This window comes from Streptomyces sp. NPDC005784 (genome assembly GCF_042871525.1).
Classification (GTDB): domain Bacteria; phylum Actinomycetota; class Actinomycetes; order Streptomycetales; family Streptomycetaceae; genus Streptomyces.
Map to the genome: position 1 here is coordinate 1 of NZ_JBIAIQ010000077.1, position 15,722 is coordinate 15,722.

The 15,722-nt window shown below is 68.0% G+C and carries 10 protein-coding genes and 2 pseudogenes; 9 read left to right on the top strand and 3 right to left on the bottom strand.

Features of this window, described 5'->3' with window-relative positions:
* The 4 genes from ACFYR3_RS44660 to ACFYR3_RS44675 all read left to right on the top strand — a co-directional run.
* Positions 1 to 247 (top strand): transposase (locus ACFYR3_RS44660; RefSeq protein WP_389288100.1); only part of this gene is annotated, 247 nt, incomplete at its 5' end.
* A 222-nt stretch (positions 248 to 469) separates the two neighbouring features.
* A complete protein-coding gene (locus ACFYR3_RS44665) occupies positions 470 to 2,626 on the top strand; it encodes an NPCBM/NEW2 domain-containing protein (RefSeq protein ID WP_389288102.1) in 2,157 nt (718 codons plus the stop codon).
* A 449-nt stretch (positions 2,627 to 3,075) separates the two neighbouring features.
* Positions 3,076 to 3,444, top strand: a complete 369-nt coding sequence (locus tag ACFYR3_RS44670) for a hypothetical protein (protein WP_389288104.1) — start codon at positions 3,076 to 3,078, stop codon at positions 3,442 to 3,444.
* Positions 3,441 to 4,112, top strand: coding sequence for a nucleotidyl transferase AbiEii/AbiGii toxin family protein (locus ACFYR3_RS44675; RefSeq protein ID WP_389288106.1), 672 nt, complete (start codon positions 3,441 to 3,443; stop codon positions 4,110 to 4,112). The genes ACFYR3_RS44670 and ACFYR3_RS44675 overlap by 4 nt, the downstream gene beginning before the upstream one ends.
* A gap of 351 nt (positions 4,113 to 4,463) precedes the next feature.
* On the opposite strand, the gene ACFYR3_RS44680 is transcribed toward ACFYR3_RS44675, so the two are convergent.
* Positions 4,464 to 6,437 (bottom strand): hypothetical protein, encoded by a 1,974-nt coding sequence (locus ACFYR3_RS44680; protein ID WP_389288108.1) that lies wholly within the window; start codon positions 6,435 to 6,437, stop codon positions 4,464 to 4,466.
* Positions 6,438 to 6,829: 392 nt separating this feature from the next.
* Positions 6,830 to 9,124 (bottom strand): ATP-binding protein, encoded by a 2,295-nt coding sequence (locus ACFYR3_RS44685; RefSeq protein WP_389288110.1) that lies wholly within the window; start codon positions 9,122 to 9,124, stop codon positions 6,830 to 6,832.
* 71 nt (positions 9,125 to 9,195) lie between these two features.
* On the opposite strand from ACFYR3_RS44685, the pseudogene ACFYR3_RS44690 reads away from it, so the two are divergent.
* The 3 genes and pseudogenes from ACFYR3_RS44690 to ACFYR3_RS44700 form a co-directional block, all read left to right on the top strand.
* Positions 9,196 to 9,327 (top strand): annotated as a pseudogene (locus ACFYR3_RS44690) (IS5/IS1182 family transposase); the annotation flags it as partial.
* A gap of 200 nt (positions 9,328 to 9,527) precedes the next feature.
* Entirely contained in the window at positions 9,528 to 12,809 is a 3,282-nt protein-coding gene (locus ACFYR3_RS44695; protein ID WP_389288112.1) for a tyrosine-type recombinase/integrase, read from the top strand.
* Positions 12,799 to 13,242 carry a DUF6262 family protein gene (locus ACFYR3_RS44700; RefSeq protein ID WP_389288114.1) on the top strand — a complete coding sequence of 148 codons (444 nt, stop codon included), beginning with the start codon at positions 12,799 to 12,801 and terminating at the stop codon, positions 13,240 to 13,242. Before ACFYR3_RS44695 ends, ACFYR3_RS44700 begins: the two co-directional genes overlap by 11 nt.
* 695 nt (positions 13,243 to 13,937) lie before the next feature.
* Here the strand turns inward: ACFYR3_RS44700 and ACFYR3_RS44705 are convergent.
* Positions 13,938 to 14,312: pseudogene (locus ACFYR3_RS44705) on the bottom strand (transposase); the annotation flags it as partial.
* Positions 14,313 to 14,718: 406 nt separating this feature from the next.
* On the opposite strand from ACFYR3_RS44705, the gene ACFYR3_RS44710 reads away from it, so the two are divergent.
* Both ACFYR3_RS44710 and ACFYR3_RS44715 read left to right on the top strand, forming a co-directional pair.
* Complete coding sequence (locus ACFYR3_RS44710) at positions 14,719 to 14,988, top strand: type II toxin-antitoxin system prevent-host-death family antitoxin (RefSeq protein ID WP_355857660.1); 270 nt, start codon at positions 14,719 to 14,721, stop codon at positions 14,986 to 14,988.
* Entirely contained in the window at positions 14,978 to 15,418 is a 441-nt protein-coding gene (locus ACFYR3_RS44715) for a type II toxin-antitoxin system VapC family toxin (RefSeq protein WP_389288115.1), read from the top strand. The genes ACFYR3_RS44710 and ACFYR3_RS44715 overlap by 11 nt, the downstream gene beginning before the upstream one ends.
* Positions 15,419 to 15,722: the final 304 nt, after the last annotated feature.

A 15,722-nucleotide genomic window follows, 5' to 3' on the forward strand; every position in this document is an offset into this window, starting at 1 on the left:
CAAGGGCTACGACTACCGCCACCTGCGGCAATGGCTCCGCAGCCGGGGCATCACGCACCGCCTGGCCCGACGCGGCATCGAGTCCTCCACCCACCTGGGCCGCCACCGCTGGGTCGTAGAACGGTCCGTCGCCTGGCTCGCCGGCTGCCGCAGACTCCACCGCCGCTACGAACGCAAAGCCGAACACTTCCTCGCCTTCGCCGCCATCGCCTGCACCCTCATCTGCTACCGCCGACTCACCAAATGAGATGACTTCTAAGACGGCGTACGGAATCGAGGACGCGGTCCGTGCGGACTTACGGGAGCGCTGGGTCGAGCGGTGGCGACCGCCTTACGGGAGGCGGTGATTACGTCCTGAAGCACAAGGGGTGCGCGGTGTATTGACATGTACGGGGCATGGCGCTGGGATGTGTTTGATTTCGTTCGACCACGTTGAATTGTGCGCCAATTATCCCCCTCGGAGCCGCACATGCGTTACGAACGGCACCCTTTCGAACGGCACTCCTTCAGGCGCCGGCTGGTGGCAGCCTCCGCCTCGCTGGCGCTGATCGCCGGCGGCGGCACGGTCGCCGCCCTGGCCGCGGTCGCCCTCCAGGTCGCCGCCGCACCCCCCGCCGCCGCGGTCGAGAACGGTCTGGCCCGTACGCCCCAGATGGGCTTCAACAACTGGAACTCCACCCACTGCAGGGCCGAGTTCAACGAGGCGATGGTGAAAGGCATCGCCGACACCTTCGTATCGCAGGGACTGAAGGACGCCGGCTACACGTACGTCAATATCGACGACTGTTGGGCGCTGCCGAACCGGGACGCCTCGGGCAACCTGGTGCCGGACCCGGCGCGGTTCCCGAACGGGATCAAGGCGGTCGCGGACTATGTGCACTCCAAGGGGCTGAAGTTCGGCCTGTATTCGAGTGCAGGGACGAAGACCTGTGACACCCAGGGGTTCCCCGGCGGCCTCGGACACGAGCAGCAGGACGCCAACCTGTGGGCGTCCTGGGGCGTCGACTACCTCAAGTACGACAACTGCAACAACACCGGTGCTGACGCGAAGACCCGCTACAAGGCGATGGGTGACGCGTTGAAGGCCACCGGCCGGCCGATCCTCTACAGCATCTGCGAATGGGGCTCCAACCAGCCCTGGAACTGGGCGCCGGACATTGGCAACTCCTGGCGTACGACAGGAGACATCGGCGACTCCTGGTCCAGCATGATCGGCATTGCGCACCAGAACCAGTCGCTGGCCTCGTACGCCAAGCCGGGTGCCTGGAACGACCCGGACATGCTGGAGGTCGGCAATGGCGGAATGACCGATACCGAGTACCGCACCCACTTCAGTCTCTGGTCCGAGATGGCCGCGCCGCTGCTGATCGGCAGCGATCTGCGCACCGCGAGCCCGGCGACGTTGGCGATCTTGAAGAACACCGATGTCATCGCGGTCGATCAGGACAGTCTCGGTAAGCAGGGCACTGTCGTCTCAGGCTCCGGCGGACTCGTCGTGATGTCCAAGCCCCTTGCCGACGGCGGGCGTTCGGTGACGCTCACCAATGAGAACGCGAGTGCGCAGACGGTCTCCACCACCGTCGACCAGATCGGGATCGGCGGAGCGTCCTCGTATGCCCTCAAGGACCTCTGGTCCAAGGCGACCAGTTCGACGACGAGTGCGATCAGTACCTCGGTTCCCGCGCACGGCACGGTGATGTACCGCGTCACACCGGGCAGCCCGGTGCCACCGCCGACCGGTGTCAGCCAGCTCAGCGATTTGCCGTGGACGTCGGCGGTCGGCGGCTGGGGACCGGTGGAGCGCGACCGTAGCAACGGCGAGCAGGCGGCTGGCGACGGGAAGCCCCTGACTGTTGGCGGGACGACCTACGCGAAGGGGCTCGGTACCCACGCGTCGAGCGAGATCACGTACCACTTGGGCGGCAAGTGCAAGACGGTCGGAGCCGATGTCGGGGTGGACGACGAGGTGAGCAAACCCGGGACGGTGGTCTTCCAGCTCTTCAAGGACGGTGCGAAGGTCGTGGACAGCGGTGTGCGCACAGCGAGTGATCCACCAGTGCATATAGGCGCCGATGTCACCGGCGCCACCACACTCAAACTGGTCGTCACCGACGCCGGTGACGGTATCCAGTACGACCACGCCGACTGGGGCAACGCCGAACTGACCTGCGGCAACGGCCCCTCGGCCGGCACACACCAGCTGAGCGACCTCACCTGGACATCGGCCTCGAACGGCTGGGGCCCGGTGGAGAAGGACCGCAGCAACGGCGAGCAGGCGGCGGGCGACGGCAGGACGCTCACCCTCAATGGGGTGACGTACGCGAAAGGCCTCGGTGTGCACGCGGTGAACTCGGTCACCTACTACCTGGGTGGCACCTGCGCCTCGCTCAGCACGGCGGTCGGCGTCGACGACGAAGCGGGCAGCAATGGCGCGGTGGACTTCCAAATCTACCGGGACGGTGCATTGGCCGCCGACAGCGGAGTCGTCAAGGGGTCTGACGCGGCCAAGCAGTTGACCGCCGATCTCACCGGCGGCCAGGAACTGAAGCTGGTCGTCACCGACGGCGGGAACGGGGTCGACTACGACCACGCGGACTGGGCGGGCCCCCAGCTCACCTGCTCCTGACGGGTCCGGCGACGATGAGGGGCCGGCCCCACTGCCGGGGCGGGCCCCTGGGGTGAGAATGACGGTGTGTCGCCTCCCGAGCGGCCTGTGGGTAGAGCCGGTGCGGCCGCATTTGCGATACGCCGGGCCCCGTTCCGTCCGCGCGATCGCATCGGCGCACGACACCACGACATCGCCGCGCGGTGCACGTAGTGGTCGACCGGGCTGCCCGGCCTGGCCACCGGTCCGTCATTCCAAGCAGGACGCCGTACTGCAACCACCCACCGGTGACCCTGTACCTGGTGGCGCACGGTGAAAGGGCCGTCACCGTCATGCTCTCGTGGGTGGAAGGAGGTCCGCTGTGATGTCGTTCTCGGCCTGCCGCCGCTGTCGGCGAGGAGCTGGCTGTCGGGTGCGCCGGTTCGGGCGTCGGTCGTGCCCCGCCCGGCCCGGCAGGCGATAATCGGGACATGGTTCTCAGCTCCTCTCGTTTCCCGGTGCCGAACGCGTTCGAGCTGCTCCGCGAGCAGTACGCCAAGCGGCTGCCTGCGCGCCTTCAGGACCTGACGGGCCCCACCCACGGCTCGGTCGACCTGCCGCTGCACGTGGCATGGTCAGGACGCCGCTCCTACGACGTAGAGCAGCCGCGCTCACGGATGAGCCTCTACCGCACCGTTCTGGCCGAGGGGCAGCGCCATGACCTCGTCGCCTTCCTGAACCGCGATCTGCTGCTCGGGCAGTGGCCGGTGCTGCGCACCCTGATCAGCAGTCCGCTGCGGGAGGCATGGGAAGCCGCCTTTCCCGAGCTGGCCGCCGTCCAGAGCGTGCCGGCCGCGTGAATCTGACCGGCCTGCACCGCCGTCTCCTTGCCGATGTCCTTGCGATCGGCACCCCGTACCCCTTGGTGATCACCGGCGGATATGCCGTCCAGGCCCACGGTTTGGTCGACCGCCTCAGCCAGGACCTCGACGTAGCGACCGAGAATCCAGCCTCGATCGCCGAGATCGTCGCTGTGGTCAGCGACGGCCTCGCCACCCGCGGCTGGAGCATCCGTCAGATCGAGACGGGCGCCCTCTCTGGCCGTCTCATCGCAACCGACCCGAAATCCGGGGAGGAATGCGAGGTGGATGTCCTCAAGGAGGCATTCTGGGGTTCGCCCGTGGAGACCGAGTACGGACCGGTGCTGGCCCTCGACGACGTGATCGGCACCAAGGTCCGAGCGCTCGCGGACCGCGGCGCGGTCCGCGACCTCATCGACGTCCACGCCGCCTCCCAAGACCGCACGACCGCCGATCTCGAAACGCTCGGCCGCCGCCACGCACGCTACGAGTTCAGCCTCCAGGACCTGCGCGACCGCCTCAACGGTGCCGAATGGTGGGACGACAAGGACTTCACCGACTATGGCCTCAATCCCAGCCAACTGGCCGACCTTCGCGCCTGGGCCCTCGCCTGGGCAACCGAGCTTGACGCCCGCCTGTACGCCGAGGAGAACCCGGACGAGGCTTGATAGTCGTATGGCCCTTCACCGTCCACCCGGCCGCTGTTGCCGTCTACCAGCTCGGAAACAGCGGAGCCGCCCGCAGACTCCTCCGCCTCTTTGAGTACGGCCCAGAAGCTTTCCGCGGCGGCGTTGTCGAAGCAGCTTCCGGTCCGGCCCATGCTCTGCCGGTGTCCCAACCTGCCGATTCTGTCGCGCAGTTGGCGGGCCCCGATACCAGGGGCCCGGTGCGCCCCGCAGACCACGCGGAGCGCACCGGGTTGCGCCGCCCTTTCACCGCGCTACCCAAACGGACAGATCTCAGCGGCGCGGCCGTCCTTGGGCCGAGGGGGGCGAACATTGTGTCTGGGTGTTCCTGTTTCAGGAATCGCTGCCCGTGTCGGGTCCGCTGCCCGTGTCTGCCGGGCTGCTCGCGTCCGACGCACCACCGGAGTCCGACCCACCGGAACTGCTTTGGTCCGTCGGGGTCTCAGAGCTGTTGTTCTCTGCCGCGGAGGTGGACGACGCTGCGTTGGAATCGCTGTCCGAGGTGGTTTCGGTGGTGGACTCGCCGCCGCCGCTGTTGTCCGGCGTGGTGGTCTGGGCCTCGTCCGGGGAATCGTCCGCCGTGGTGGTCTGGGAGTTGTCTGGGGAGTCGTCCGGTTGGCTCGCCTGGGAGCGTTGTCCGCTGCTGTCGGAAGTTGTAGCGGTGTCGCTGTCCTGGTCCGCCTTGGTCGGCGCTGTCTGGTCGGTGTCGGCGGCCTGCGGGTCCGTACCGCCTTGCTCGGACGATGGCGTCTGACCGGTGGTTTGCTCCGGCGCGTCGGGCTGGCCGTCAACAACCTGGATATCGGTGGCCGCCTCTTCCCCGGCTGAAGCGCCTGCCCCGTCCTGAGGGCGGGTACCGTCCGGGTCGGTGGCCTGTTCCTCGCCTGCCGCGGGTGTTTCCAGCTTGGGGATGAACCCCGCCTCGGTCCCGGGGCCGAGGTTGGTCATGTGCGGTGAATTCGACGGGTTGGTGACGTGCGTGGGTACCGAGGAGACCTCACTCGGCCCCGACCCATCGGCATCACCACGCGGTGTCGGTGACTTGCCCATCTCGGTGCTGCCTGAGTCCGACCGCTTGCCCATCTCGGTGTCGCCCTGGCCCCCGGAGGTGACTTCGTCCGCAGAAGGGGCGTTGGAGACGTTGCCATAGCCTGGCCAGGCCACCGGCCGCGCCTGCGAGTGCTGTCCGTCCCCGTCGGCACCCTCGATGACCGGGGCATCGGAGACGTTGCCGTAGCCTGGCCAGGCCACCGGCCGGGGTGTCGCGTCCCCCGCGCTGTCGCCGCCTTCTGAGACGTCGGCGCCGTCTTCCCCGTGAGCGGGGGCGGCGGGCTCGTCGGCCTGAGCATCGCTGTCCGCTGCCGGACCGCCCTGGGGCTGCTCGGCTTGCGGCTGCTCACCCGCGGACTGCTCAGAGCCGGGAGCATCACCGCTCGGGCCCTCGGCGTCACCGCCGTCCGGGGAGGAAGCAGTGCGGTCAGAAGCCGGGTCCGTACCGGGATCACCTGCGGTGGCCCCGGTGGCCCCGGCGGCTTCTCCCGCACCAGCGGCGGAGCCGGCAGCTTCGGCGGTAGCGCCAGCGGCTTCGGCGGCGGTGGCGGCGGCTTCTCCGGTGTTTGCGGCGGCTTCGGCGGCGGCTTCGGTGGCGGCGGCTTCGGCGGCGGTGGCGGCGGCTTCTCCGGTGTTTGCGGCGGCTTCGGCGGCGGCTTCGGTGGCGGCGGCTTCTCCGGTGTTTGCGGCGGTTGCGCCGGCGCCGGTGGCAGCAGCTCCAGCCGCTCCAGCGGCTTTGGATGCACCAGGAGCGGCGGCCTCACCGGGAACGGCGGCCTCACCCACACCAGGAGCGGCAGCCTCACCGGGGACGGCGGCCTCACCCACGCCAGGAGTGTTTCCTTCCGCGGTAGCTGGCGTGCCCGCGTCTATTTCTGCTTGACTGGGTTCGTACCCGTATTTTTCGCGGTACATATCGGTGACGTGTTTGACCTGTGCTTCACTGTTGGCCGCTCTCCCGGCATCCCCGTTTTCCGTATAACGCGCCACGTTATCCTGGTAAACCTTGATGATCTTGAGGTTGGATTCCTGCTCGGCGATTTCCTTTGCGGTATACGTACGCGGAGGTGCGGCTGGCGGTTCGTGTGTGCCGGTCGTGTGCGGGCCGGGTGTGGCTGCGGATGCCTGCTGTACGCCGGACAGGCTGATCGCGACGAGGGCCAGCAGGGGGATGCCGGCCAGTTTGGCCTTGGGGATCCAGGTGGGGGGCACCCTCTTGGCGTGCTTGCCGCGTGTGCGACGAGGTTGGGAATCCATGCGTGTCTCCTGAACGAACAGATAGCGAGTTGAGAAAGGAAGGGCGGCGTGCGTCCGGCCTGGTAATGGCCATGCCGCAGGAGGCCGTCCCCGTCGGCGGGGTTCACCGCCGACGGGACGCCGTAGGCGGCGCCTGGGTAGCGCGACGGCGTTTCGGCGGGCGCCGTGGGCCGCTCGGATGGGTGGGTGCCCGGCGGTGTCTGCTGGGCCGGTGTCGCCGGCCGCGAATGAGTCCATCCAACCCAGGCGCCAGCAGGGCCGCATCGGTGTTTCGTGCACAGTTGGAGCGGCGGGGCGCTAACTGCCCTTGCACGTTTGTGCAGTCGGCACGCGAGGGCAGGTGCAGGCTCGGCCGTAGGCCCGCACAGGGCTGCAGAAACGCGGTTGGTGGCCTACCGGACCAGGGCCGCCACTTGCGCTCGGGAGCGCAGGCAAAGCTTGGTGCGGATGTTGCTCAGGTGGGTGGCCACCGTACGGACGCTCAGGTGCAGCTCGCCCGCGATCTCACGGTTGGTCAGGCCCGCGGCGACCAAGCGGGCGACGGCCCACTCCCGGTCGGAGAGCGCCGATGCCGCAGCTGGCATCCCGGCCGGGACACCGTGCGTGTTCGAGAGCTCGGCAGTCAGGTAGGCACCCAGTTCCTCGACCGGGACGCCTGCCCCCTCAGCCCTGGCCGCCTCGGCGCGCTGCGGTCCAAGAGTGGTCTCCGCCTGCCGCATTGCCGTGTCCAGGTGTGCGCTCCACCAGGGGTCAGCCAGCACTTCGACCCGGTCCTGCGCGCTGCGTCCGGCCGCGGCCAGCGCGAGGGCACGCTCGGGTCGGCCGCGTCGGTGGGCCAGCAGGGCTAACGTCTCGAGCAGCATGCCGCACTGCTCGACGGGCAGCTCCAGTGCGCACAGCTCGCGCAACAGTTCCTCCGCGTGGTCCAACCGCCCGGTTAACAGGGCGGCGACGGCGGCTGTGTGCTGGGCGGCAGCGGTAGTGGAGGCCAACGCGGGCCCCGCGGCGCGCAGGATGGGCAGCGCGGACTTCACGCGTTGCACCGCCGTGGCCAGATCGCCGCGCCTGAGCGCGAACCAGGCCAACTCGGCCTCGAAGCCGGCGGCCTCCCCACGCAGGCCCCGCGCGCGGGCCGCCTCGATGCCGTCGGCCAGATCCTGATGCGCCCCGTCGAGCTCACCCAGGCCCTGCCGGGCGTGGGAGCGCTCGCGGTAGGCCGCCAGCACCGGTCCGGGCGCATCGGCCTTCAGGGCCAATTTCAGCGCCTGTCCCGCCAGCTCGGCCGACAACTGGTAGTCCCCCTGGTCGCATGCCAGCCAGGCACGGGCACGCAACAGATACGCCCGGTGAACGGGGTCGCTGTCCAACGTGTCGGGGTGGGCAGCCAGCAGCTCGATCCGCCGGCCCTGGAAGCCACGCCATGTCCAGTAGGAGGCCAAGAGTGCGGTCAGCGCGGTCGTGCGAGGGTCAAGCCGGTCTCGGGCCCAGTCCAGGGCGGCACTAACGTTGGCATGGTCGGTGTGCAGGCGCCCGCGCACCGGCATGATCCAGTTCGGGCGCTGCGCCATGTCCGCGGTAAAGCCACAGGCCCACTCGGTGAGCCGGTCGTACGCCATGTCCGCCTCGCCCGCCGCCTGCAGCTGCTCAAGAGCGTAGACGCGAATGCTTTCCAGCAGCCTCAGCCTCCCGGCCACCCCACCGGCGGCTCCGGGCGCGCCGGAGACGGCGATGGGCTCACGGCTGAGCAGTGACTTGGCGAAGAGGGCGGAGACCGCCTCCAGCACTTCCCCCTCCGGCAGACCGGGCCCCGCGCACACGGCTGCCGCGGTGTCCAGGTCGAAGGCGGCCGGCAGCACCGCCAGTCGGCGCAGTGCCGCCTGCTCCCGGGCCTCCAGCAGGCGGTAACTCCACTCGACCGTGGCCCGCAGGCTGCGCTGCCGGTCCGGAGCGGTGCGCGGGGCGGAGGACAGCAGGGCGAAGCGGTCGGACAGGCGGTCGCGGATCTCCTCCACGGCCAGCATGCGCACCCGGCGCGCCGCGAGCTCGATGGCCAGCGGCAGCCCGTCCAGCCGGACGCAGATCTCCTGCACGGTGGCACAGTTGGAGGCCGTCAGAGCGAAGCCGGGGTCGCTCTCAGCGGCGCGCTCGGCAAACAGCCGCACCGCCTCCGACTGTGCGCCCGACGCCGCTGCCCCGTCCTGCTCACCGGCCACGGGCAGGGACAGGCCCTGCAGCGGGTAGAGCACCTCCCCGGGCACCGCGAGGGTCTCACGGCTGGTCACCACGATGCGCAGCTGAGGGCAGCGGGTCAGCAGGTCCACCGCCAGCCGCGCGCAAGCTGCGGCCAGGTGCTCGCAGTTGTCCAGGAGCAGCAGGGCGTTGCGGTCCGCGAGCCGCGCGGGTACGGACTCGGTCAGTGGGCGCCCGTCGTCGTCGGCCAGGTCCAGCGCGATCGCCGCCTGGTCGAGGGGATCAGCCTGCGACGTGAGCGCGGCCAGCTCGATCAGGTGCACGCCGTCTGGAAAGCGGGCGCGGACCCGCTCACACACCTTCAGGACCAGCCGGGTCTTGCCCGCACCGCCCGGGCCGAGCACGGTCACCAGCCGGTGCGCAGCCACGGCCTTGTCCAAGTCCGCCAGTTCGCGTTCCCGCCCCACGAACCGGTCCAGCCCGCCCAGAGCCCCCACTCGCCGCCCCCACCCCGTCGAACCCTTTGTCCCGTACAGCACCCTAGTGTCCTGCGCCGGAGATCCGTCGGGAGAAGCGGGCGAGGGAAGGGCGGGACGCGGAGCCGACGGCTGGCGTGATCGACTCGCAGTCCGTCAAAGCGGATGCCGTCGTCGGCTCCGACAGCCGTGGCTTCGACGGCGGCAAGCTGATCAACGGGCGTTATCTTGAGCCCGCAGCAGCGTGTCCCTCATGTGCGTGAAGCGCTCTGAAGGTCCGTCGGTTCGCCTGGTGGATGCGGTTATCTACCGCCATCCATCACGGATGAACTGGAGGAGCGATGCGAGTACAGAGGGTGCTGACACCCGACTCGACAGCGGAGTCGTGGACGCTCATGGGAAGCGATCTACGCCGGTTGGTCCCGTGGAGTCGTTCCTGGCCTACCTCTCGGCGGTCGAGCGGTCGCCGAACACCGTCAAGGCGTACGCCCATGACCTGAAGGACTGGTGGACCTACCTCGACGGCCGGGGTCTGGACTGGCGAACGGTGAACATCGAGGCGATGGCCGGGTTCGTGGCCTGGCTGCGACTGCCGCCGCCGGCCCGCAGCGGAGACGTCGCGGTGCTGCCGACGGTCGAGCACCACTGCGCAGCCTCCAGCGTGAACCGCAAGCTCGCGGCGGTCAGTACCTTCTATGAGTTCCACGCCCGCAGCGGCGTCACGGTTGCCGAGATGCTGGTGACGATGCGTCCGGCCGGACGGCATCGAGCTGCGGCCACCTCATACAAGCCGTTCCTGCAGCACATCGCCTCGGGCAAGCCCGATCGGCAGCGGACCATCAAGCTGAAGGCCGACCGGCGACGTCCCCGCGTCCTGACCGCTGCCCAGGCCCAGAGCATCTTGGACGCCTGCGGGCATCTGCGTGACCGGCTGCTTTTCGCCGTCCTGCTGGACACCGGGGTCCGCATTGGTGAGGCCCTGGGTCTGCGGCACGACGACATCGCCATCGCCGAACGGCAGGTGACCGTTGTTCCGCGGCAGAACGACAACCGTGCCCGCGTGAAGGCCGGCCGCTCCCGTGTCATCCCGGCCAGCGCGGAGCTGATGCGTTTGTACTCCGACTACCTGCACCGTGAGTACGGCGCCCTGAACTCCGACTACGTCTTCGTCAACCTCTTCGCCGAACCGCACGGCCATCCCTGGGGCTACCCGGCCGTCTATGACCTGGTGCAACGGCTCCGGCGGACCACCGGCATCATCTTCGAGCCGCACCAGTACCGGCACACCTACGCGACCTGGCTGCTCAGGCGCGGGCATGGAGAACGTCAAAGAGCTTCTTGGCCATGTCTCGATCAGCACCACGATCGACACGTATGGCCACCTCACCGTCGAGGATGCCCGACGCACCCTGGAGGAAGCAGGATGGTTCACCGGGCGGGAGGTGCGACTGTGACCGCCGGTGCCGCTCGCTCCGGCCACGGGCGAGGCGGTCTGCTGGAGAGGCTCCTGGCCACGGTCAGGGCGGAATTCCGCACCGAGATCTACCGTCCCGGCCCGGACGATTCGGTCTTCTCGTCCCCCCGCTGCACGGTTGTCGACTGCGACCGCCCAGTCAGCATGCGCGGTCTCTGCAACGGGCACGCCGTCCGGTGGAGGCACCGGGGGCACCCGGATCTGGCGGTCTTCCTCGCAGACCCTGGACCACCGATTCGCGGTCGGACTCCTCTCACTGCCTGCCGCGTCGACGGCTGCCGCTACGGCCTCAGCGCCCGCGGGCTGTGCTCCAAGCACCACGACCGATGGGCACGAGCGGGCAGACCTCGCCTAGAGTCCTGGAAGGCTCCGGCCCTGGTCAACTCCAAGACAGCTCCGGCCGAGTGCCGTCTGCCGTTCTGCACACTCTGGGTCGAAACACCGCAGAAGGTGTTCTGCAAGAACCATCACGACCGGTGGAAGCGCGCCGGCCACCACGATGTTGAACGGTTCACCCTCGACTGCGAGCTGAGTGGCAGTGGGGTGATCGACCTACGCGGTCTGCCGCCCCAGCTGACGCTGGAATTCCAGTACGGGCTGCAGCGCCGGGCCGACGCTCACCGTCGCGCAACTGCCGCGCGTGGGGTGATGCAGGCAGTACGTTTTGCGAAATCTGCGGCGGTTTCCTCATTGCTGGATCTCGACGAGGCCGAGTGGCGGCAGGCCGCCAAAGCCCGCGTGATCCGCGATCCGGTGCTGTTCCTGATCGAGGCACGCGACGCTGTCGAGACACTGCGGGACGGAGCCGGCTGGGAGATCGAGTACTGCCGGGATGTCTGGCGCCTGCATAAACTTCCCGGCATCATCACTCCCGCCGCAGCCACCGCCTCAAGCCCGCGGATCCGGCTTCGATTCGACACCATTGCCCAGCCCTGGCTCCGTGAACTGGGGAAACGATGGATGCGCTTGCGGCTGACCTCCGGACTGAGCATCGCTGCGGCAAGGGCAGGGCTTGACGCCCTGGTCTGCTTCAGTGCGTTCCTCACCCACGCCGGTGTCGATCGGCTCGCCGACATCGACCGCCCGCTGCTTGAACGGCATCTGGCCTGGGTCGCCTCGCAGCCGGGCGGGCACGCGGTCAAGAAGACCAAGATCAGCGGGCTGAACCTGTTCTTCCAGACCATCCGGCAGCATCGCTGGGACGACACGCTGCCGGGCACGGCCGCCTTCTACCCCGGTGACACCCCGCCCGCCCCCGCGCAGGTCTCCCGCCGACTGGCCGAACACGTCATGACCCAGATCGAATCCGACGGCAACATGCGCCGATGGACCAACCCGGCTGCCGGCCTCGTCACACTCGTCCTCGTCCACTGCGGGCTGCGGATCTCAAGCGCCCTCACCCTGGACTTCGACTGCCTTGTCCATGACGGCCAAGGAGCCCCCTACCTGCGGTATTTCAACACCAAGATGAAGCGTGAGGCGGCCGTCCCCATCGATGAGGAACTCCAGGCCGCCATCCGCGCCCAGCAACGGCGCATCCTGGAACGCTGGCCCGAGGGCACCACCTGCCTCTTCCCCAGGCCCCACGCGAACGTCTCCGGCAACCTCCAGCTGCCCTACAGCACCTACCGCCAGATGCTGAAGCGCTGGCTGGCGACCTGCGAAGTCCACGATGAGCACGGGCGTCCCGTCCGTCTCACGCCGCATCAATGGCGACACACTTTTGCCTGCCGACTGATCAACAGGGACATCCCGCAGGAGGTGGTACGAGTGCTCCTCGACCACGAGTCGTCCCAGATGACATCCCACTATGCGCGGATCACCGATCAGACGGTGCGGCGCCGATGGGAGAAGGCAATGAAGGTCAACATCAAGGGCGAGCGCGTCGCGCTGGAGAGCGATGGGCCCCTCGGCCAAGTCCAGTGGGCCAAGACCCGCTACGGCATCGCCACTCAGACTCTGCCCAACGGCTACTGCGGACTGCCCGTCCAAAAGACCTGCCCGCACGCGAACGCCTGCCTGACCTGCCCGGTTTTCCTCACCGGACCCGAGTTCCTTCCCGAGCTCCTCGCCCAACGCACCCGCACTCTGACGCTGATCGACAACGCCACCGGCTGCGGCCACACCCGGGTCGCCGAGATGAACCAGCAGGTCGCCGACAACCTCGACCGCATGATCAGCGAGCTGCAGGACGGCCAGGACAACCACGAGGACGCCACCCATGCCGGCTGACAACTCCCACCTGATCATCGCCGCAGCCCGACGGCGAGCCGCGGCAACCCGCCGACGCGCGGCATCAGCCCTGCGGCGGATGGACGCCACCGGCTCGGTGATCACTTTCGAAGCCGTCGCCCGCGAAGCGGGCGTCTCCCGGTCCTGGCTCTACGACCAGCCGGATCTGCGAGCCGAGATCGAACGTCTGCGAGCCCGGCACCGCCCCGTTCCCGCTGCCCGCCCGGTCCCCGACCGGCAACGAGCCTCCGAGGCATCCCTGCTGCGGCGTCTGGAGGCCGCCACCGAGCGCAACCGGCAACTGGAGGCGGAGAACCGCGAGCTCAGGCAATCCCTGGCACTGGCGTTGGGGGAACAGCGCACTGCAGACATCCGGGGCATTCGTGGCCCTGCGGCGGAGCCCGCAGTTCCAAGGCCGCTCGGCCCATGCTGAGAGGCCGATGCGTTGACGCCGCGACCGCCCACTCCTTGCCCAGCCGCGGAAGGCCTTCACGAGGAAAATAGAGTCGACGGGAGGGGGCTGTTGCGACACGCTCCTTGGCAAGGTCCGATGGCGAGGAGCTCAGTGATCACCCAGGGCGTGAAGATCACAACGCGGTGCGAAGCCTGCGGCGGTGTGTTGATACGCGACACCGGCCAGTTCATCGACCGCGGACGGTTGTGGTGGGGAACCGAGGGGACCTGCCTGACCTGCCCCGTCGCCTGGTGCGATCAGGACTTCGGCGACGCGACACCGGAGGAGATCCGCCAAGCCCTCTTGGCGGAACACGGACCCGCCCGGCTCCGGCTGTCAGATCCCGGGGCGAGTGCAGTGCCCGTCCTTCACGCTCTTCGAGAGGTGCACGGCCTGTCACTGGCAGAAGCACGGGCCATGACAGACGAGCTGAAGACGACCGGCCTCGTGGGCACGTTCGTCGAGATGGAACTCGTAGCCTCCCGGCTCCGACACCATTCCGTCGGAGTGACAGTCCAGACATCGTCCGGCTGACCGTCCAGAGCGAGCGACACGCCGGGCGACACACTCTCCGCAGCCGGAAAGGGCTCCAACTCGCCGCGTCGAGGACACCGTCCACATCGCATTGTCCCTGGTCAGCCTGGTCCTCATCTCGATGGCTCAAGATAATCGACGTTGACCTTCTTTCCACCGTCGAAGCCCCTGGTCGCGGCGGGCACCGAGGCGGCTGCCTTCACCGACTGCGCGTCGATAATGCCTGCGGTCGGCTCCGGATCGCGGCCCGCAGCCTCGCGGACCCGCTCGCGCAGACGGTCGTGGAACTCGGCGGCAAGGCCCTTGTCCCGCCAGCGCCGGAAGAACGCGTAGACGCGGTCCCACGCGGGGAAGTCCGCCGGCATCGCCCGCCAGGTGATGCCACCCGAGACCAGATACCGCACCGCGTCGACCATCTGCCGGTGGCAATAGCTCTCCGGCTGCCCGCCGCGGCCCTCCAGCCAGCCGGGCACCGGCATCGCGTCACGTACGACGGCCCACTCCGCGTCGCTCATGTCGGACGGATACCTCGGCCGCCTGCGCGGATGATCTCCGGCGTTCCCGAACCGGTGAGCGAGACAATCACACGTCAGGGCCGCCCAGTTGGACGACATCAACGCCGGCACGGAAGACTGCAGCACCAGGGGCCTCCTGTTGCTCGGTTGGATTCGACACCCACGAGCTGTGCGGGAGGCCCCGCTTTCATGCCTGGCCGGCCACGAGATCACCCGACCGAGTCGACGACCTCGAACTCACGCCCACCAAGATCGATAGAGCAACGGCTTCTCAGGCTGGCTGCGCCGCAAACCGTCGGCCGCGACTGGTGCCAGGCCGCCTTCGAGCAGGCTTGTTCGCGCTGCCCTATCCTACCTGGTGCTACCCAGTAGCACCAGGTAGCACCATTGCGTTATTGTGGAGAATATGACAGCTCAGCCCGAGGTTACCCAACGTGACTTGCGCACGAGATCTAAAGAGATCATGGACGCTGTTCAGCGAGGCCAGGCCTTCACCGTTACCAGGGATGGTCATCGGATCGGTGAACTGGTCCCCTTGCGTCGGCGTAGGCGTTTCGTCTCGCGTGGTGAGTTCGCAGCCATGTCCCGAACGGCGCCCGACATCTCACTAGATACCTTCCGTGTGGATCAGGAAGGTGTCGCAGCCCAGGGGATGGACGATCCCTATGCCCGTTGAGCATCAGCAGGGTCTGCTGGATACCAACATCATGATCCTGCGTCGATGGGTCGATCCTCAAGAACTTCCCGCGGAAGTAGCCATCAGTTCGATGACTCTGGCGGAACTCTCCGCGGGGCCCCATCAGGTCCGTGGCAACAGTGAGCAGAGCGATTACGACGAACACGCGGAACGGGCGCGCCGCATGGATGTCCTCCAGCGTGCTGAGAACGAATTCGATCCGATTCCCTTCGATGCAGAAGCCGCCCGTATCTATGGCAGGATTTGCGCAGCAGTGATGAGTGTGGGTCGTACCCCGCGCCGTCGAGTGGCTGATTTGATGATCGCTTCGATTGCTGCAGCCGAGGGGCTCCCGCTCTTCACCACCAACCCGGATGATTTCAAAGGTCTTGACGGCATCGTGACCATTGTTTCGGTGTCACGCCGGTGACCCCGTACGACCGGTAAGCAGTTGACGCCTTTACCTGCCGGAGGACAGGTGATTTCGGTCCGTACTGCTCCGCAGTACCGCCATGGGGTTCCTGTTTCACGGGCCTCTGCCGGCTGGTGCGGGTCGGTCTTACGTGGTCTCGGCAGGCCTGACTTCCCGCTCGTCTGGCGGTAGACCGGACAACTCCGTTGTCCAACAAGGCGATCTTTAGAGGTCATCTCATTTGGGGTGTTCGGTAGGCTTCCGGTGTGGGGATTGTTGAGCGGCTGGTGCCGGATGAGTTGTGGGAGTTGTTCCAGCGGGT

What these genes read in the sequence shown, in the direction of transcription:
- ACFYR3_RS44665 (WP_389288102.1), top strand. Translation starts at nt 470, where the DNA reads ATGCGTTACGAACGGCACCCTTTCGAACGGCACTCCTTCAGGCGCCGG.
- ACFYR3_RS44670 (WP_389288104.1), top strand. Translation starts at nt 3,076, where the DNA reads ATGGTTCTCAGCTCCTCTCGTTTCCCGGTGCCGAACGCGTTCGAGCTG.
- ACFYR3_RS44680 (WP_389288108.1), bottom strand. Translation starts at nt 6,437, where the DNA reads ATGGATTCCCAACCTCGTCGCACACGCGGCAAGCACGCCAAGAGGGTG.
- ACFYR3_RS44700 (WP_389288114.1), top strand. Translation starts at nt 12,799, where the DNA reads ATGCCGGCTGACAACTCCCACCTGATCATCGCCGCAGCCCGACGGCGA.
- ACFYR3_RS44710 (WP_355857660.1), top strand. Translation starts at nt 14,719, where the DNA reads ATGACAGCTCAGCCCGAGGTTACCCAACGTGACTTGCGCACGAGATCT.
- ACFYR3_RS44715 (WP_389288115.1), top strand. Translation starts at nt 14,978, where the DNA reads ATGCCCGTTGAGCATCAGCAGGGTCTGCTGGATACCAACATCATGATC.